The 18,447-nt window shown below is 62.3% G+C and carries 16 protein-coding genes; 7 read left to right on the top strand and 9 right to left on the bottom strand.

Translation table 11 applies throughout. The annotated features are described in order from the left end of the window. Nucleotides 1-9: 9 nt before the first annotated feature. Entirely contained in the window at nt 10-1,194 is a 1,185-nt protein-coding gene (dxr, locus tag MOD31_RS03810; protein WP_250819890.1) for a 1-deoxy-D-xylulose-5-phosphate reductoisomerase, read from the bottom strand. Nucleotides 1,195-1,297: 103 nt separating this feature from the next. Between dxr and MOD31_RS03805 the strand changes: the two genes are divergently transcribed. Further along, nucleotides 1,298-2,758: a lipase maturation factor family protein gene (locus tag MOD31_RS03805; RefSeq protein ID WP_250819889.1), complete on the top strand. Its 1,461-nt coding sequence runs from the start codon at nt 1,298-1,300 to the stop codon at nt 2,756-2,758. Here the strand turns inward: MOD31_RS03805 and MOD31_RS03800 are convergent. Continuing rightward, the gene (locus MOD31_RS03800; protein WP_142939676.1) at nt 2,729-3,814 is read right to left on the bottom strand and encodes a LacI family DNA-binding transcriptional regulator; all 1,086 of its coding nucleotides are present in this window, start codon (nt 3,812-3,814) and stop codon (nt 2,729-2,731) included. The two genes, MOD31_RS03805 and MOD31_RS03800, sit on opposite strands and share 30 nt — an antisense overlap. Nucleotides 3,815-4,094: 280 nt before the next feature. On the opposite strand from MOD31_RS03800, the gene MOD31_RS03795 reads away from it, so the two are divergent. The 6 genes from MOD31_RS03795 to MOD31_RS03770 are packed head-to-tail and all read left to right on the top strand — an operon-like array spanning nt 4,095 to nt 10,366. Next, complete coding sequence (locus tag MOD31_RS03795) at nt 4,095-5,414, top strand: ABC transporter substrate-binding protein (protein WP_142939677.1); 1,320 nt, start codon at nt 4,095-4,097, stop codon at nt 5,412-5,414. Nucleotides 5,415-5,418: 4 nt separating this feature from the next. Next, entirely contained in the window at nt 5,419-6,357 is a 939-nt protein-coding gene (locus MOD31_RS03790) for a carbohydrate ABC transporter permease (RefSeq protein WP_223942207.1), read from the top strand. Then, a complete protein-coding gene (locus MOD31_RS03785; RefSeq protein WP_250819888.1) occupies nt 6,357-7,256 on the top strand; it encodes a carbohydrate ABC transporter permease in 900 nt (299 codons plus the stop codon). Before MOD31_RS03790 ends, MOD31_RS03785 begins: the two co-directional genes overlap by 1 nt. Nucleotides 7,257-7,287: 31 nt before the next feature. Beyond that, nucleotides 7,288-8,508: a Gfo/Idh/MocA family protein gene (locus MOD31_RS03780; RefSeq protein WP_250819887.1), complete on the top strand. Its 1,221-nt coding sequence runs from the start codon at nt 7,288-7,290 to the stop codon at nt 8,506-8,508. Between the two features lie 32 nt (nt 8,509-8,540). Then, nucleotides 8,541-9,242, top strand: a complete 702-nt coding sequence (locus tag MOD31_RS03775) for a ThuA domain-containing protein (RefSeq protein WP_250819886.1) — start codon at nt 8,541-8,543, stop codon at nt 9,240-9,242. Further along, a complete protein-coding gene (locus MOD31_RS03770; protein WP_142939682.1) occupies nt 9,227-10,366 on the top strand; it encodes a Gfo/Idh/MocA family protein in 1,140 nt (379 codons plus the stop codon). The genes MOD31_RS03775 and MOD31_RS03770 overlap by 16 nt, the downstream gene beginning before the upstream one ends. Nucleotides 10,367-10,471: 105 nt before the next feature. Here MOD31_RS03770 and MOD31_RS03765 read toward each other — a convergent pair whose 3' ends face one another. Genes MOD31_RS03765 through MOD31_RS03735 form a run of 7 tightly spaced genes read right to left on the bottom strand, consistent with a single transcriptional unit; the run spans nt 10,472 to nt 18,411 of the window. Next, nucleotides 10,472-11,341, bottom strand: coding sequence for a CoA ester lyase (locus tag MOD31_RS03765; protein ID WP_250819885.1), 870 nt, complete (start codon nt 11,339-11,341; stop codon nt 10,472-10,474). A 40-nt stretch (nt 11,342-11,381) separates the two neighbouring features. Further along, nucleotides 11,382-11,867 carry a MaoC family dehydratase gene (locus tag MOD31_RS03760; RefSeq protein ID WP_223942201.1) on the bottom strand — a complete coding sequence of 162 codons (486 nt, stop codon included), beginning with the start codon at nt 11,865-11,867 and terminating at the stop codon, nt 11,382-11,384. Continuing rightward, nucleotides 11,864-12,616, bottom strand: a complete 753-nt coding sequence (locus MOD31_RS03755) for a CoA transferase subunit B (RefSeq protein ID WP_250819884.1) — start codon at nt 12,614-12,616, stop codon at nt 11,864-11,866. The genes MOD31_RS03760 and MOD31_RS03755 overlap by 4 nt, the downstream gene beginning before the upstream one ends. Beyond that, a complete protein-coding gene (locus MOD31_RS03750) occupies nt 12,613-13,446 on the bottom strand; it encodes a CoA transferase subunit A (RefSeq protein WP_250819883.1) in 834 nt (277 codons plus the stop codon). Before MOD31_RS03750 ends, MOD31_RS03755 begins: the two co-directional genes overlap by 4 nt. Nucleotides 13,447-13,466: 20 nt before the next feature. Beyond that, on the bottom strand, nt 13,467-14,630 hold the full coding sequence (locus MOD31_RS03745; RefSeq protein ID WP_142939687.1) for an acyl-CoA dehydrogenase family protein: 1,164 nt from the start codon (nt 14,628-14,630) through the stop codon (nt 13,467-13,469). Further along, nucleotides 14,627-16,798, bottom strand: a complete 2,172-nt coding sequence (locus MOD31_RS03740) for a biotin carboxylase N-terminal domain-containing protein (protein WP_250819882.1) — start codon at nt 16,796-16,798, stop codon at nt 14,627-14,629. The genes MOD31_RS03745 and MOD31_RS03740 overlap by 4 nt, the downstream gene beginning before the upstream one ends. A 2-nt stretch (nt 16,799-16,800) precedes the next feature. Further along, the gene (locus MOD31_RS03735; RefSeq protein ID WP_250819881.1) at nt 16,801-18,411 is read right to left on the bottom strand and encodes a carboxyl transferase domain-containing protein; all 1,611 of its coding nucleotides are present in this window, start codon (nt 18,409-18,411) and stop codon (nt 16,801-16,803) included. Between the last annotated feature and the right edge of the window lie 36 nt (nt 18,412-18,447).

The following is an 18,447-nucleotide window of genomic DNA, read 5'->3' as shown; positions in this document are numbered from 1 at the left end:
GGTTGTGAGCTAGAGGGCGCTGCTGGCTAAACGATCAAGGGTTCGGGCGCGTGCCCACCTCTCAGCATCCAGCACCGACTCCACCGTTAGCTCGGAAGAGCCTGAATGTTCGCTGAGGACGGATTCGACGGTATCCACAATGTCGGTGAAGCGGATTCGTCCGGCGTGGAAGGCCTCCACTGCTTCCTCATTGGCGGCATTGAACACGGCCGGGAACGTGCTGCCCTGCTTAGCTGCGTCCTTGGCGAGGTCCACGGCCGGGAATGCCACGGTATCCAAGGGCTCGAAGGTCCAACTGGTGGCCTGGGTCCAGTCGCAAGCGCGTGCAGCCTGCGGGACACGGTCCGGCCAACCCAGTCCCAGCGCGATCGGCAGCCGCATGTCCGGAGGTGATGCCTGGGCGATGATGGAGCCATCCACGAACTGGACCATTGAATGCACCACCGACTGGGGGTGGACCACAACGTCGATCCTGTCCAGCGGGACATCGAATAACAGGTGTGCCTCAATGACTTCCAGGCCCTTGTTGACCAGGCTGGCCGAGTTTGTGGTGACCATGAGGCCCATGTCCCAGGTGGGGTGGGCAAGGGCCTCCTGCGGTGTCACGTTGTGAAGTTGCTCCCGGGTGCGGCCGCGGAAGGGCCCGCCGGACGCCGTCAGGATCAGCTTTTCGACTTCCTGATCCGTGCCCGAGCGCAGGCACTGGGCGATGGCTGAGTGTTCAGAATCAACGGGAACGATCTGGCCGGGGCCAGCGGCAGCTTTGACCAGGGCGCCGCCGACGATCAGCGACTCCTTATTGGCCAGAGCCAGTGTGGCTCCTGTAGCCAGCGCGGCCAAAGTGGGCGCCAACCCGATGGAACCGGTAATGCCGTTGAGGACGACGTCGCACTCAATGGCGGCGATCCGGGTGGATGCGTCCGGTCCGGCAAAGACCTCCGGAGCGAAATTCCGCACGCCCTCATCCGCGGCCGCGGCGTCAATCAACCGCCGAAGGACTTCCGGATCTCCCTTGGCGATTCCCACAGCTTGGGCCCTGGTGTGGACCGCCTGTTGTGCAATGAGTTCGAGGTTCCCGCCGCCCGCGCTTAGTGCCACCACTTCGAAACGGTGTGGTGCGGCATCGACGACGTCAATCGCTTGTGTGCCGATGGAACCGGTGGACCCGAGGATGACGATCTTGCGCGGCTGCATGACTTAAGTATCCCTGCCACTGCCGGGGCCCGCGAACGGATGGCGGCGTATGTGGAAAATCAATGCCGCTTGACCAGCGCCGTCCGCTGCGTACCGTGGAATCGTGGAGTGGTTCTCCTGGCTTGATGCGCGGGACTATGAATTTGCCCGGCAGGTGTTGCAGCGTGGCACAGCGGCGCTTTATGCCATTGCCTTCTTCTCCACGGTGAACCAGTTCCCGGCGCTCCTCGGCGAGCGCGGACTGTTGCCGGTACCGGCCTTCCTGGCTATGGCCCGTCGCCTTGGCCGGCCTACCCTGTTCCGGTGGCGCTACTCCGACCCGCTTCTCCGGGCGGTGTGCTGGACGGGTATTGGCGTGTCCATTCTGCTGGTCATTGGCCTGCCACAAACGGGGCCGCCCTGGCTGCCCATGCTGGCCTTTCTCACGTTGTGGTTCCTCTACATGTCAATCGTGAACGTTGGCCAGACGTTCTATGGTTTTGGTTGGGAGATCCTTCTTCTTGAGGCCGGTTTCACGGTGGCCTTCCTTGGTTCGGACCAGACTCCCCCACCGGCAACCATCCTCATTCTCATTTTGTGGCTGGTGTTTCGGCTTGAGTTCGGAGCCGGCATGATCAAGATCCGCGGCGGCCGTGAGTGGCGGGACATGACGGCGATGTTCTACCACCACCAGACACAGCCGATGCCCGGCCCGCTCAGCAGGCAGGCACATCTCCTGCCGCGTCCGCTGCACAAGGTGGAAGTGGTGGGCAATCATGGTGCGCAGCTGGTGGTGCCGTTCTTCCTTTTCGCCCCTCAACCGCTGGCCAGCATCGCAGCGGGCATCATCATCGTGACGCAGCTGTGGCTGGTGGGCACCGGTAATTTCGCCTGGCTGAACTGGGCGGCGATCGTCCTGGCGTTCGCCGCCGTCAGCGACCCGGTAGCCCATGCGGTTTTTCCGTTCATCCCGCTTGAGTGGCACGCAAGTGCCGATACCCCGGCGTGGTGGCTCGTCGTCGTCGTACTTGTCACCGTTCTGCTGGTGGCGTTCAGCTACCGCCCGCTCCTCAACCTCTTCTCCAGCCAGCAACTGATGAATGCCAGCTTTAACCGTTGGCGCCTGGTCAACGCCTATGGTGCTTTCGGGACGGTGACCAAGCAGCGCATTGAGATCGTGGTTGAGGGCACCTTGGACGAGGATCCCCACGCGCCGGATGAGCGATGGTTGGAGTATGGATTCAAGGGCAAGCCCGGCGATGTTCGTCGACTCCCCCGGCAATGGGCGCCGTACCATCTGCGCCTGGATTGGCTCATGTGGTTCCTGCCGCTGAGGACCGTCCATGAGGAATGGTTTTATGCCTTCCTGGACCGGCTGCTGGAGGCTGACAAGGCTACGCTTAGGCTGCTTCGACAAGACCCGTTCGACGGCGAACGCCCCCGTTGGGTGCGGGCGCGCAGCTACCTGTACCGCTTCGCCAGCCGTGCAGAGTTCCGCGGGACGGGCGAACGTTGGGTCCGGGTGCTGCTGTATGACGCCGTTCCGCCGGTGCAGTTAGGACCGCGACGCCGGCTTTCCGGATGAGGCTGGTTCCCGGGGTGAGGCTGGTTCCCGGGGCGACGCCGTGGATTCACGAACCACCAGGTGGGTTGCGAGTTCCACGCGCCTGGAGTCAATCTCTTCACCGTGCATTTGGCGAAGGATGAAGTTCAGCGCGGAACGCCCTATTTCCTGCAGTGGCTGGCTCACCGAGGTCAGTGGGGGCGTGGATTCTTCCGCCTGATAGGTTCCGTCGAACCCAACGAGGCTCATTTCCTCGGGGATTCGGATGTCCTGCCTCCGCGCCTCGGCCAGAACGCCCATGGCAATACTGTCGCTTGCGGCAAAGACTGCCGTGGGCGGATCTTCCAGGGCCACCAGGGACTTGAAAGCCGCCGCTCCGGTCTCGGGCCGGAACGGGCCCGCGGAAACATATTCATGTTCAACGGTGATGCCTTCGGCCATCAGTGCGGCCATGTAGCCGTGGAGCCTGGCCTGGCTGCATTCGGCGGTGGCGGGACCCCCGATGTAGGCAATGCGTCGATGCCCGAGCTCCAAGAGGTGCGTGGCGGCAGCTTTCCCTCCTGCCCAGTTGCTGGAGCCCACGCTGAACAGGTCAGCAGGTGGCGGATTCAGGGGGTCGATCACCACGATGGGAATCTGACGCCTCTGGAAGGCTTCCAGCTGAGCGGCTCCGAACGCCGAGGTCACCACGATCATGCCGCTGCGGCCTTCATCGACCATGCGCTGCGCGCGTTCCTCAGGGCCCAGCGGCGGTGCTGCCTGCAGTCCGGTGACGGAGAGGATTACTTCCATGTCCGAAACGTTGGCCTGCTCCATGATCCCCTTGAGGACTTCCATGTTGTAGGCCGAGTTCAGAGAATCGAACACCGCCTCGACGGTCCGCTGGACGGGGTTGCCCTTGCGCTGAAGGGGTGATTTGTATCCGGTACGTTGCAGGGCTGCCAGGACACGGGCCCGGGTGCCTTGGGCCACGTCTCCGCGCCCGTTGACCACTTTGGACACGGTGGGTACTGACACTCCGACCTCCTGCGCTACTGCAGAAAGGGTCAGCTTGGAGGGTCGGACTTCTGGGCTCACGGTTACCGCTTTCGAAAAGTTTCGGTTGCTCACAGTCTGCATTGGGACGGGTGCACTCGTCAAACCGCAGTCCAGCACACCGAATTGATTGTCCAGCAGGCCTTGACGGTGATGTGCGTCACCGCTAAGTTTGGTGGGCACTTCCGAAAGGACTTCCGAAACATTTCGAAAAGTTGCTGGCGCTGGTGATCGAAGTTGATCCTCAGACCCGCGAAGTGCGGCTTTTACACGCACAACCGGGCGATCAGCGTCGAGCCCGAAGGACGAATGGAAACTGCACATGAATAATCTCAAGTTGCGCACCGCCGGAATGGCCGTTTCTGCAGCCGCATTGTCAATCTCCCTGGTCGCCTGCGGATCCTCAGGTCCGGCCGGGACAGGAGCCTCCGCGGACTCGGCAACCATGTGGGGACTGACCGGTGGTGACCAGCCTGTGTTCCAGGCATCCGTGGACTCGTGGAACAAGTCGCACCCCGACTCCGCCATCAAGCTCGACTTCTTCGCCAACGATGCATACAAGACCAAGGTCCGCACCGCTGTGGGCGCCGGCCAGGGCCCCACGCTCGTTTACGGGTGGGGCGGCGGTGTCCTCAAGTCCTACGTCGATGCCGGCCAAGTGGACGACCTGACCGGATTCCTCAAAGAGAACCCTGACGTCCAAAGCCGCTACCTTCCCTCCATCCTCGAGAGCGGCGTGATCGACGGCAAGACCTACGCGCTCCCCAACAACAAGGTCCAGCCCGTAGTGCTCTACTACAACAAGGAAGTCTTCGAGAAGATCGGGGCAGAACCGCCCAAGACCTGGGACGAGCTGATGGCGTTGGTCCCCAAGTTCAAGGATGCCGGCGTGGCACCCTTTTCCCTGGGTGGTCAGTCCAAATGGCCGGATCTGATGTGGCTTGAATACCTGGTGGACCGGATCGGCGGTCCTGAAGTCTTTGCAAACATTGCAGCCAACAAGCCGGACGCCTGGTCAGACCCGGCAGTGATCGAGGCGCTGACCAAGATCCAGGAACTGGTGGATGCCGGCGGCTTCATCAACGGCTTCTCCTCCATTGCCGCTGACAGCAACGCAGACCAAGCCCTGCTGTACACGGGCAAGGCCGCCATGATCCTGCAGGGCAGCTGGATCTACCAAGGCATGAAGAAGGACGCGGCCGACTTCGTTTCGAGCGGAAAGCTCGGATACACCCCCTTCCCCACTGTTGAGGGCGGCAAGGGTGACCCGGCGAACGTTGTGGGAAACCCGTCCAACTTCTGGTCCGTCTCTTCCAAGGCCACGGAAGAGCAAAAGAAGACCGCGCTGGAGTACGTCAAGGACGGAATGTTCAACGAAGAAAACGTCCAGGGCCTGATCAACTCAGGAGCAGTACCTGTGGTCACCGGCATTGAAGACAAGCTCGCGGCGTCCCCTGACAAGGACTTCCTGACTTACGTGTACGGCATGGCCAAGGATGCCCCGGACTTCACGCTCTCCTGGGATCAGGCACTCAGCCCCGCACAAGGAGACGCCATGCTGGCCAACCTGGACCAGATTTTCCTGAAGAAGATCACCCCTGAGCAGTTCGCATCCACCATGAACGCGACGATCGGGAAGTAATACGGTGTCCGCAACTACCACCACTCCACCACGGGAGTTAGTCGCAGGAGGCACCCCGGGTACCCGACGGACGCTTGAAAAGGGTCCGTCGGGGTGGCTCGCCGTCCCCGCGCTCGCCTTCTTCATGCTCTTCGCCATCCTCCCGCTTCTGGGAGTACTGTTCCTAAGCTTCACCCGCTGGGACGGCCTGGGCGACATCAAACTGGACGGACTGTCCAGCTGGAACACCGTCCTGGCCGATCCTGTGACGGGCAACGCGTTGCTGGTGACGGCCAAGATCATGTTTTTCTCCTTCATAGTCCAGGCACCCATCAGTTTGCTGCTCGGCGTCTTCACAGCAGCAAGCCAGAAGTATCGCGCCGCACTGGCCGTCCTGTACTTCGTGCCGCTGCTGCTCTCTTCGGCAGCCGTAGCCATCGCTTTCAAAGCGCTGCTGGACCCCAACTTCGGCCTCGGCCCCGGTCTGGGCCTGCCCTTCCTTGCCCAGGACTGGCTGGGCAACTCTGATCTGGTGCTGTTCGTAGTGGTTTTCGTGATCGCCTGGCAGTTCGTGCCCTTCCACACCCTGATCTACCAAGGCGGCGTGCGACAGATTCCCGCTTCACTGTACGAAGCTGCGCAAATTGACGGCGCCGGCCGTGTCCAGCAGTTCTTCAACATCACGTTGCCGCAGCTGAAGTACACCATGATCACGTCCTCCACGCTCATGGTGGTGGGTTCCCTGGCCTACTTCGACTTGGTCTTCGTGCTGACAGCCGGTGGGCCCGGTTACTCCACCAGGCTCCTGCCGCTGCACATGTACCTCACCGGCTTCAAAGCGAACGACATGGGAGCGGCGAGCGCCTTGGGAGTCATCCTCGTTGTTATCGGCCTGGCCCTGGCACTGCTCCTGCAACGACTCGGCGGCAAGAACCGCAACGCCAGCCAACTGGAAGGTGCGTAATGGCTTCCACCACCCAACTCCCCACAGCCCCGGCAGCGGTCCCCGAAAAGGTGACCACCCGCCGTCGGCACCCAAAAATTGGCCGTTCGCGGCCAAACTTCCTGGGCGGCCTGGGCGGCTGGCTCTGGCTGGCCGTCATCATTGTGCCCGTGTACTACGTGGTGATCACCAGTTTGAAGAACCAGGCGGGATTCTTCACGTCCAACCCGATGCTGCCACCGGTAGAGCCAACCTTGGACAACTACAAGCTTGTCCTGGAGAACGACTTCGCAAAGTACTTCACCAACAGCCTCATCGTCACCGTGGGCAGTGTTGTTCCGGCGCTGTTCGTTGCCTTTATGGCTGCTTACGCCATTGTGCGCGGCAAGGGCCGGTTCCTGAGCTGGACCAACAATCTCTTCCTCCTGGGCCTGGCCATTCCGCTGCACGCAACCATCATCCCCATCTACTGGATGATCACCAAGGCCCACATGTACGACACCTTGTTGGCACTGATCCTGCCCTCCATAGCGTTCGCGATCCCCGTATCGGTGCTCATTCTCTCCAACTTCATGCGGGATGTTCCCAACGAGCTTTTTGAGTCGATGCGACTGGACGGCTGTTCTGACTGGGCCATGATGTGGCGACTGGCGTTGCCCATGACCAAGCCCGCTGTCATCACGGTTGGTATCTACAACGCACTCCATGTGTGGAACGGATTCCTGTTCCCGCTGATCCTCACGCAAAGTCCGGACACCAGGGTTCTGCCGTTGTCGCTGTGGACCTTCCAGGGTGAATTCAGCGTCAACATCCCGGCGGTGCTCGCCTCCGTGGTACTGGCAACGCTTCCGTTGCTGGTGATCTACGTGGTGGCGCGCCGGCAGTTGCTCAGTGGCCTCACCGCAGGTTTCAGCAAGTAACCGGCTACGAACCAACCAGAAAGGACTTCCGTTGACAGAGACTCGACCCCTGCGCGTGGGCATGGTGGGGTATGCCTTCATGGGCGCCGCCCACTCCCACGCCTGGCGTACCGCGCCACGATTTTTTGACCTACCCCTTATTCCTGAACTGACCGCCGTGGCGGGCAGGAACGAGGAAGGCGTGCGGGCAGCAGCCAGTAAATACGGCTGGGCATCCATCGAGACTGATTGGCGCCGCCTCATTGAGCGCGACGACATCGACCTCATCGACATCTGCACCCCCGGCAACACCCACGCGGAGATAGCGATCGCAGCGCTCGAGGCCGGCAAGCATGTCCTCTGCGAGAAGCCCTTGGCCAACTCGGTGGAAGAAGCCGAAAAAATGACACAGGTGGCCCGTGCCGCGGCCGAACGCGGCGTGTTATCCATGTGTGGCTTCAGTTATCGGCGCACCCCTGCCTTGGCACTGGCCAGGCGAATGGTGGACGACGGCCGCCTGGGCGAGATCCGGCACGTCCGCGCACAGTACCTTCAGGACTGGCTCAGTGACGCTGACGCTCCACTGACCTGGCGACTGGACAAGTCCAAGTCCGGGTCCGGTTCACTTGGGGACATCGGCGCGCACAGCATCGATGCCGCGCAATGGATCACCGGACTGAACATCACCGGGGTCTCCGCCCTGTTGGAGACGTTCGTGAAGGAACGCCCGGCAGGCGGCGACTTTGTGGGCCTGGGTGGTCATGGCGGCACAGATGGGCCGCGGGGTCCGGTCACGGTTGATGACGCTGCGCTGTTCACCGCCCGTTTTCAGGCCAAGCACGACGGCGGCGCTGACGCCAACTCGAGTGGCCGCACCGCCGCCGGGCCCATCGGCATCTTCGAAGCAACCCGTTTCGCCCTGGGACGCAAGAACGCCATGCGCCTGGAACTGAACGGCACCAAGGGCTCACTCGCCTTTGACTTCGAAGACATGAACTCCCTCCAGTTCTACGATTCCGCACTGGAACCGGATGCAGGCTTCCGCAAGATCATGGTCACCGAACCGTCCCACCCCTACACCGCCAACTGGTGGCCCACCGGCCACGGCCTCGGCTACGAGCACGGCTTTACGCACCAGGTGGTTGACCTCGTCACTGCCATCGACGCAGACGAGCAGCCTACGCCGTCGTTCGATGACGCTTTGCAGGTGCAAAAAGTGCTGGCCGCCGTCGAGGCGAGCGCAGAGAACGCAAGCCGCTGGCAGAACGTGTGAGCCATATGAATACGCCCGATACGAAGGAAACCATGACAAGCAACAACAAGACAGCGCTGGTGGTCCGCGGCGGATGGGACGGACACCAGCCGGTGGAAGCCACAGAGCTGTTCATCCCATTCTTGAAGGACAACGGCTACGACGTCCGGGTGGAGGAATCCCCCAAGATCTACGCAGACCCCGATTACATGTCCGGCGTGGACCTGATCGTGCAATGCATGACCATGACCACCATCGAAAAAGATGAATTCGAGGGCCTGCGCTCTGCTGTTGAAAACGGTACCGGCTTGGCTGGCTGGCACGGCGGCATCGCTGATTCCTACCGCAACAACTCGGACTACCTGCACCTGATCGGCGGCCAGTTCGCCTGCCACCCGGGCAAGCATGCCGACGAGCTGATCGGTGAACAATCGGACAACTACGTCCCCTACACCGTCAACATGCTTCCCGCGGCTTCCGAACACCCCATCACCCAGGGAATCGCTGACTTCGACCTCGTCACCGAACAGTACTGGGTCTTGTCCGATGACTACATCGACGTCCTGGCCACCACTACCCAAAAAGTCCGCGCATGGGACCCGTGGAACCGCGAAGTGACCTCGCCGGCCATCTGGACCCGCCAATGGGGCAAAGGCAAAATCTTCGTCTGCACCCCCGGCCACCGCGTGGAAATCCTCCAGGACAGCAACGTCCGTACCATCATTGAAAGGGGCATGCTGTGGGCGTCTCGATAACCCCTGCCAAGCCGCTAAACGTCGGAGTCATCGGCTGTGGCGCCATCATTGCCCAGTACTTGAGCAACTTCCGTCGGCTCGATTCCCTCAGCCTGGTAGCCGTCGCGGACCTTGACCCGGCGCGGGCGCAGGCCGTGGCCGACTCCTACGATGGTGTCCGGGCACTAACAGTGGACGGGCTCCTGGCAGCCGATGATGTGGACCTCGTCCTCAACCTCACCATCCCTGCCGCTCATGCCGACATCGCGCTACGAGCCATCGCAGCCGGAAAATCCGTGTACGGCGAAAAGCCACTGGCTGCCACCACCGCTGAGGCGCAGGAAGTACTGGCTGCGGCCGCGGCGGCGGGGGTTGTGGTTGGCTGCGCACCGGACACCGTGCTGGGAACCGGAATCCAGACAGCCCGCAAGGCGATCGACGATGGACTAATCGGAGCGCCGATTTCGGCAACAGCCACCATGGCCACGCCAGGCCACGAACGCTGGCACCCGAACCCCGATTTCTACTATCAGCCCGGCGGCGGACCACTGCTGGACATGGGCCCCTACTACGTCTCGGCGCTGGTCACACTGCTCGGTCCTGTGGTGTCAGTGGTGGGTGCTGCCAGCCACACGCGAAGCGAACGCACCATTGGTTCGGGCCCTCGTGAGGGACAGGTGGTCCCGGTGGATATCGACTCACATGTCACCGGGGTTCTGGTCCATGAGTCCGGTGCCTTGTCCACCCTGTTCATGAGCTTCGACGCAGTACGGACGAAGAGCCCCAACATTGAGATCCACGGCGAGACGGGCTCGCTGATCGTCCCTGACCCCAATCATTTCGACGGCGATGTGCAGCTGTTCGCGCTTGGTGCCGAGGATTGGGAAACACTGCCCGTCTCAGCTGGTTATGTGGACTCGGGACGTGGCTTCGGCATCGCCGACCTCGCCAACACACCGTCCGGCCAGGAACCACGTGCCGGCGGTCAGTTGGCCTTCCATGCCTTGGACGTTATGGAATCAGTGCTGGAATCAGCCAAGAGTGGGCAAGCGGTCGCCATCAAGAGCACGGCCTCGCGGCCCGCTGTGGTGGAACTGACGGAACTGGTCAAACAGAAGGAACTCTCGACGCCGGTACGCGCCTAGCGCTCCGGCCGCCCCAACGAATCCGGTCACCCCAACGAATCCGGTCACTGTTCGCTCACTTCGCCGTTCTACGGTGCGTGGGACGATCAGAGGCCGGATTCGTCGTTAGTGCTTTGCGCGGCGGAGGGTCGCTTCGGCGTGCTTGAGGATGGGGCCATCGATCATCTTCCCCTTGAACTGGAACACACCAGTGCCTGCCGCGGCTGCCGCTTCCAGGAGTTCTTTGGCTTGGGCTACGGCTTCGTCGGTGGGAGCGTAGGCCTCCCGGACCACGGCTACCTGGTTCGGGTGGATGCAGGCTTTCGCTCCGAAGCCACTGGCCACGGCATCCCGGGACTCAGCGGACAAACCGTCAAGGTCCGGGATATTTACGTACACGGAATCGATGGCTTCCTTACCCGCAGCCTTGACGGCAAGCAGGACAGCGGACCGCGAGTGAAGAGCGACAGCCCGGTACCCGCCGTCGTCGTTCCTGCTGGAAAGGCCACCGAGGGAGGCCAGCAGGTCCTCGGCTCCCCACATCAGAGCCACGACGTTCGGCTCGGCGGCGATCGAAGCCGCGTTGACGATGCCTGACGCGGTTTCACACAGCGCGATCACCTGATAGCCAGCCAAGGCCCTCAGCTGCTCCGCGCTCTCCGCCTTGGCCAACATGACCGTGCGGTAGGGCGTCTGGGCCAGGGCCTGCAGGTCGAGCTCGAACTCCGGAGTCCCCACAGGATTCACCCGAACAATAGTGCGGCTTGGCTCAAGACCGCCGGTGCCGGACTGCCCTGAACCCGCCAGTTCAAGGATCGCGTCGCGGGCGCCCGGCTTGTCCGCAGGAGCCACAGCGTCCTCGAGGTCAAGGATGACGGCGTCGGACCGATCAGCAGCCTTCCCGAAGCGCTCAGGCCTGTCGGCAGGGCAGAACAGGAGGGCCGGTCCCATGGTGAACGGGAGAACCGCCGTGTTTGACGAGTCGGTGGAGGGCATGCGGATTCCTTGCTGCTGATGTGCTGACACGAACGGAGAACTATGACTGCGCGGCGTGAGCTTCCTTGGTCCACATCAGGCAGGTCCGGGTTGCCAAAGCCACCACTGCCCCATCCTGGTTTCGGCCGGTGTGTTGCATGGTCACCACGCCTTGACCGGGCCGCGAAGACGACAACCGTTTCCCCGTAATCACTGTTTCCGTGTACAAGGTATCGCCATGAAACAGCGGATGCGGAAACGTGACATCCGTCAGCCCCAGCTGCGCGACGATAGTGCCCTGCGTCAGTTGTGTCACCGACTGCCCCACCATGGTGGACAGAGTAAACATTGAGTTCATGAGCCTCTGCCCGAACGGCTGGCCGGAACTCCAAGCGGAGTCCAGATGCAGTGCCTGCGTGTTCATGGTCAGGGTGGTGAAGAGGACATTGTCCGTTTCGGTGACAGTGCGGCCAGGCTTGTGCGCGTAAATCACGTCCTCTTCGAGCTCGTCGAAATAGAGCCCGCGCTGCTCCACCACCCGCGTCATACAGTGAGCTCCTGGTCTTCTTCGAACAGCTCGGCGCCGGTAGCGGCCAAGACGTCCTCAAGGGTGACGTTGGGGGCCAGTTCGCGGAGAACCAAACGCGGATCACCTTCGTCCTTGACCACATCGATCACCGCCAAATCCGTGATGATCCGGTCCACGCAACCTTTTCCTGTGAGCGGGAGCGTGCAGTCCTGGACGATCTTCGGCCTGCCGTTGCGGTCCACGTGTTCCATCATGACAATGACTTTCTTGGCACCGAACACCAGGTCCATTGCCCCTCCCATGCCCTTGACCATCTTGCCGGGAATCATCCAATTGGCCAGGTCACCGTTCGCGGCAACCTCCATGGCACCCAAAACTGCTACGTCCACGTGCCCGCCACGGATCATGCCGAAGGACGCCGCCGAATCAAAGAATGCAGCCCCGGCATTGGTGGTGACCGTTTCCTTGCCCGCGTTGATGAGGTCCGGATCAATGTTTTCCTCAGCCGGGTATGGACCCACGCCCAGGATCCCGTTCTCCGAGTGAAGGATGACCTCCACGCCCTCCGGAATGTAGTTGGGGATCAGCGTGGGCATCCCGATGCCCAAGTTCACGTACTGCCCGTTGGTGAGTTCCTTGGCCACCCGGGCGGCCAGTTCGTTGCGGGTCCAGCCTTTGGCTTCGTGATGTTCGACGTTGGCGCGGCGGTACTCGTGCCGGACGGCTTCGGGACGGGGTGGGATGTCCTGGTACGTGTTGTCGGTCATCGTTCCGCTCCTGACTGGGCTGTTCCGGACTGGTCTGGTGCTGACTGGCCTGGTGCTGACTGGCTGGGCCCGGTATTTGGGGCCAGGGCCACCGTCCGCTTTTCTATGCGCTTCTCGCTCGTGGTGGCCACCACCACCCGTTGGACGAAAATCCCCGGCGTATGGATATGCTCCGGGTCCAGCTCGCCGGGTTCCACCAACTCCTCCACTTCGGCAATGGTGGTCCTTGCCGCCATGGCGCAGAGTGGGTTGAAGTTCATGGCCGTCGCGTGGAAAACCAGGTTCCCGTGCCGGTCGCCCTTCCAGGCATGGACCAGGCCGAAGTCCGGTGTCAGGGACTCTTCCAGCACGTAGTCCGCGTCATTGAAGGTGCGTACCTCCTTGGGCGAGGAGGCGAGCGCAACGTTCCCCTCGGCGTCGTACTTCTGCGGGAGGCCGCCCTCGGACACTTGGGTTCCCACACCTGCTTTGGTGTAGAACGCAGGAATGCCGGCACCACCGGCGCGGAGCTTCTCAGCCAGGGTGCCCTGCGGGGTGAGGACTACTTCCAGCTCGCCCGCCAAGTACTGCCGGGCAAATTCCTTGTTCTCGCCGACGTAGGAGCTGATGGTGCGCCGGATACGACCATCCTTTAGGAGGATGCCCAGGCCCCAGTCGTCCACGCCGCAGTTGTTGCTGACCGTCTCAAGGTCAGTGGTGCCTTGGCTGTACAGGGCGTCGATCAGGGAAACGGGGATGCCGCATAAACCGAAACCTCCCACCGCCAGCGAGGCTCCGTCCGGGATGTCCTTCACCGCTTCCGCGGCGCTGGCAACAACCTTGTCAATCATCCTTGATCCTTCCCCTACGGTTACAGACCCAGCTCGCGGGCGATGAGCATCAACTGGACTTCGGTGGTGCCCTCCCCGATTTCAAGGATCTTGGAATCGCGGTAATGGCGCGCCACCGTGAATTCGTTGATGAAGCCATAGCCGCCGAACACCTGGGTGGCGTCCCGCGCGTTGTCCATGGCTGCCTCGCCTGCGACCATCTTAGCGATGGCCGCTTCGGTCTTGAACGGCTTGCCGGCCAGCATCCTGGAAGCGGCGTCGTAGTACGCAAGACGTGCAGTGTGGGCCCTTGCCTGCATCCGGGCGATCTTGAACTGGATGGCCTGGTACTTGCCGATGTTATGCCCAAACGCGCTGCGTTCCTTGGCGTACTTCACGGACAAGTCCACGCAACCTTGAGCAGCGCCGGTGGCCAGCGCAGCGATCGCGATGCGGCCCTCGTCCAGGATGGAAAGGAAGTTCGCGTAGCCCCGGCCGCGCTCGCCCAGAAGGTTCACTTCCGGGACGCGGACATTGTCCAGGGTGAGCGGGTGAGTATCCGATGCGTTCCAACCCACCTTGTTGTACGGTTTCTCTGCCCGGAAACCGGGTGTGTCCGTAGGGACAAGAATGGTGGAGATTTCCTTCTTGGTGCTGCCGTCGGCGTTCTCTTTTTTTCCTGTGACTGCCGTGACGGTGACCAGCGTGGTGATGTCCGTACCGGAGTTAGTGATGAACTCCTTGTTGCCGTTGATGACCCATTCGCCGTTGTCCAGGTGGGCGTTGGTCTTGGTACCGCCGGCGTCCGAACCGGCTTCGCGCTCGGTCAGGCCGAAACCAGCCAGAGAACGTCCGGACGCCAACTGTGGCAGCCACTCTTGCTTCTGTTCCTCCGTGCCGAAACGGAACACCGGCATGGCGCCCAGGGAGACTCCGGCTTCGAGGGTGATGGCCACCGACTGGTCCACACGTCCCAGCTGCTCCAATGCCAAGGCAAGGGCGAAGTAGTCTCCGCCCATCCCGCCAAACTCTTCCGGGAACGGCAGACCAAACAGGCCCATCTCCCCCATCTGCTTCACAACCTCGTAGGGAAAGCTGTGCTCCTCATCGTGCTTGGCGGATACCGGTGCCACAACTTCGTCGGCGAACTCGCGGACGGAATCGCTGAGGTCCTGGTACTCCTCATTCAGGTCAAACGTGCTCATGGCTGGACTTCCTTGTCTGTGTTCGTGTCTGTGGTGGCCGTGGCGTCAGCGGCGTCGGCCACGTGAATGGTGGCGAGCACCTGGTCGGCTTTGACCAAATCCCCGGTCTTGCTGGTGAGGTGGACGGTTCCAGCAACGGAGGCCACCAGTTGGTGCTCCATCTTCATCGCTTCCACGGCAAGGAGGGCTTGGCCTTCCTCCACGGTGTCTCCGTCGGCTACAGACACGGAGACCACCGTCCCGGGCATGGGTGAGCGCACCTCCGGATCCGCCGCGCCTTCTTCGCGCTGGATCCCGGCGAGCATCCGCCGCAGTCGCTCGGCCCGGTTCAGGACCTCGAGCCGGCAGGACCAGCCGTCGTTGCCCACAAAGAGTTCGTGCACACCGGTGCGCCCGCCCGACGCAACGCCAACCGCGAAGGTGACCGGACCGTCGTCGAACTCCACCGCGAGCCTGTTGTCACCGCGGTCGGCCACCCTGACGTCCACCGGGCTCCCGCCGTCGACGCTAGCCCTGACGGTACCGCCCTCCTCAGTGATTGACACCGTCGCGATTGCACCCCCCGGAACACCGAAAGTGGCAGTCCACGCGCCGCGGCCGCCGACGCGCCAAGCATCGGGAGTCCGCCACGCGTCACCAGCGAGCGCCGATCCTGTGCGCTCCAGCCACAGAGTAAGAGCGGCGGCGATCAATTCCCTGGGACCAGCATGCCGGAAGTCCATGGACGGCAGCCTGCGCTCAATCAGTCCGGTGTCGAGGCGCCCGGCCCGGACGTCCGGATCGTTGATCAGCAGGCGCAGGTACTCCACATTCGTGTCCACGCCCAGCAGCGTGTAGCGGCCAAGGGCAGCGTCGAGGGTATCCAGCGCCGCTTCCCTGTCCTCGCCCCACGCGATGACTTTGGCGAGCATGGGATCGTAGTCGCCAGTGATTTCCAGGTTGTCCCGCATGGCAGAGTCGATCCGCACATTAGCGTGGGCGCGTTGCTGACCGGTCACTGTTGCATCCGCCGCGCCCTGCTCAGCGAGCGCCACGACCCGCCCCATGGACGGCATGAAGTTCCGCTCCGGCACCTCGGCATAGACACGCGCCTCCACGGCGTGGCCTTTAAGCACGACGTCGGACTGCGCCACGGTGAGCACCTCACCGGCGGCGATCCGCACCTGCCATTCAACGAGGTCGATGCCCGTGACCATCTCCGTGACGGGATGCTCCACTTGAAGCCGGGTGTTCATCTCCATGAAGAAGAACTCGTCGGGGTGCTCATCGGACACCAGGAACTCGACAGTTCCCGCGCCGCTGTAATTGACCGAACGCGCTGCATTGCAGGCCGCCTCGCCAATGCGGGCCCGCTCCTCCGCGCCGTCCGGCAATGATCCGAACAGGGCCGACGGCGCTTCCTCAATGACCTTCTGGTGCCGGCGTTGGAGAGAACACTCGCGCTCGCCGAGGTGGATCACGTTGCCATGGTTATCGGCCAGGACCTGGACCTCAATGTGACGGGGTGCGCGGATGAGTCTTTCCAGGAAGAGGGTGTCGTCACCGAAAGCGGACGCTGCCACGCGCCTGGCCGTGACGAGCGTGGAGGCCATATCCTCCGGCCTTTCCACCACGTGCATGCCTTTGCCGCCACCACCTGCGGACGGTTTGATCAGCAACGGGAAGCCTACTTCGGGTGCTGCTTCAAGCAGATCCTGGTCGGTGAGTCCGGGCTTGGCGATGCCGGGAACGCACGGAACGTCGTAGGCCATCACGTGGTTCTTGGAGCGGATCTTGTCACCCATCACTTCGATGGCACCGATACCGGGTCCGATGAACGTGATGCCCGCCGCATCCAGAGCCTTGGCGAACTCCACGTTCTCGGACAGGAAACCATACCCGGGGTGCACGGCCTCCGCCCCGCTCCTACGGCACGCGTCGAGGATGGCGTCGATCTTCAAGTAGCTTTCCGCGGGTGACGTGCCACCGATGGCGACGGCGGTATCGGCGAGGGCCACGTGCTTGGCGTCTTTGTCCGCGTCTGAGTACACAGCGATGGAGCGGATGCCCATCTCCTTCAGGGTCCGGATGACGCGGCAGGCGATCTCACCACGGTTGGCAACGAGGACAGCATTGAAGATTCGTTGTGGCGCGCGGGGCGGGGCTGGGGCTGTAGTTGGCAAAGTCATGGTCACATCCTGAAGAGGCCGAAGGAGGTCTCGGGCAGTTGTTGGCGGGAGACGACGTCCAGGGCCATTCCCAGGACTCGCCGTGTGTCAGCGGGGTCGATAATGCCGTCGTCCCATAGGCGCGCAGTGGAGTAGTAGGGGCTTCCCTGATCCTCGTACTGTTGCTTGATGGGAGCTTTGAAAGCTTCCTCGTCCTCGGCGGACCATTCCTCACCGGCGGCTTCGTACTGATCCCTCTTGACTGTCGCCAGCACGCTGGAGGCCTGGTTTCCGCCCATGACCGAGATACGGGCGGCCGGCCACATCCAGAGGAACCGTGGCGAGTAAGCCCGGCCACACATGGAGTAGTTGCCCGCACCGAAGGAACCACCTATGACCACTGTCAGCTTGGGCACGCGGGCCGTAGCCACAGCAGTAACCATTTTGGCGCCGTTCTTGGCGATGCCGCCTTGTTCGACGTCTTTACCCACCATGAAGCCGGAGAGGTTCTGCAGGAAGATCAACGGAATGCCGCGCTGATCGCAGAGCTCGATGAAGTGGGCTCCTTTGAGGGACGATTCGCTGAAGAGGACGCCGTTGTTGGCAACGATGCCCACGGGGTGGCCGTGCAGGTGCGCGAATCCGGTCACCAGCGTGGTGCCGTAGTTCCTCTTGAACTCATGGAATTCGGAACCATCCACGAGTCTGGCGATGACTTCTCGGACGTCGTACTGGGCGTTGACGTCCGTGGGAACCACACCGTAGATCTCTGAAGGATCGACGACGGGCGGCAGGACGACGTCGGATACGTCCCAGGCCGGCTGCGCCGGCTTCGGCAACGTCGCCACGATGTCCCGCACAATTTCCAGCGCGTGCTGGTCGTTTTCGGCCAAATGGTCCGTGACCCCGGAAATCCTTGAATGGACGTCGCCGCCGCCAAGTTCCTCTGCGGTGACGATCTCGCCGATGGCTGCCTTAACCAGCGGCGGGCCACCCAGGAAGATGGTGCCCTGGTTCCGCACGATGACCGTCTCGTCACTCATTGCAGGAACATAGGCGCCGCCTGCCGTGCACGAGCCCATGACGGATGCGATCTGCGGGATCTTGGCCGCGGACATTTTGGCCTGGTTGTAGAAGATCCGGCCAAAGTGCTCCCGGTCGGGGAAAACTTCGTCCTGCTTGGGCAGGAATGCCCCTCCTGAATCCACGAGGTAGATGCACGGGAGCTTGTTCTCCAGAGCAATTTCCTGGGCCCGGAGGTGCTTTTTCACGGTCATGGGATAGTAGGTGCCGCCTTTGACTGTGGCGTCATTGGAGATCACCAGAACATGGCGGCCATGGACCAGGCCGATGCCCGCAATAACCCCAGCACCCGGGGAATCGTCGTTGTACATGCCGTTGGCAGCCAAAGGTGCGATCTCCAGGAAAGGACTGCCGTCATCAAGCAAGTAGTCGATCCGTTCGCGCGGTAGAAGTTTCCCGCGGGCGATATGCCGCTCCCGGGACTTTGCCGGGCCGCCGAGGGCCGCCGTCGCCAGACGCTCCTTCAGCTCGGCCACCAAGGCCACTTGCGCGTCGTGGTTAGCTTCGAAGGTGCCGCCCGCGGTTCCCATCAGACTGGAAATTGTCTCCATTGACCCCTGTTCCATTCCCGGCCACAGGCCATTTCG

Source organism: Paenarthrobacter sp. TYUT067 (assembly GCF_023656375.1).
Taxonomy (GTDB): Bacteria; Actinomycetota; Actinomycetes; order Actinomycetales; family Micrococcaceae; genus Arthrobacter.
Note: the sequence above shows the minus strand (reverse complement) of the source record. Positions and strands in the feature narration are given on the sequence as shown.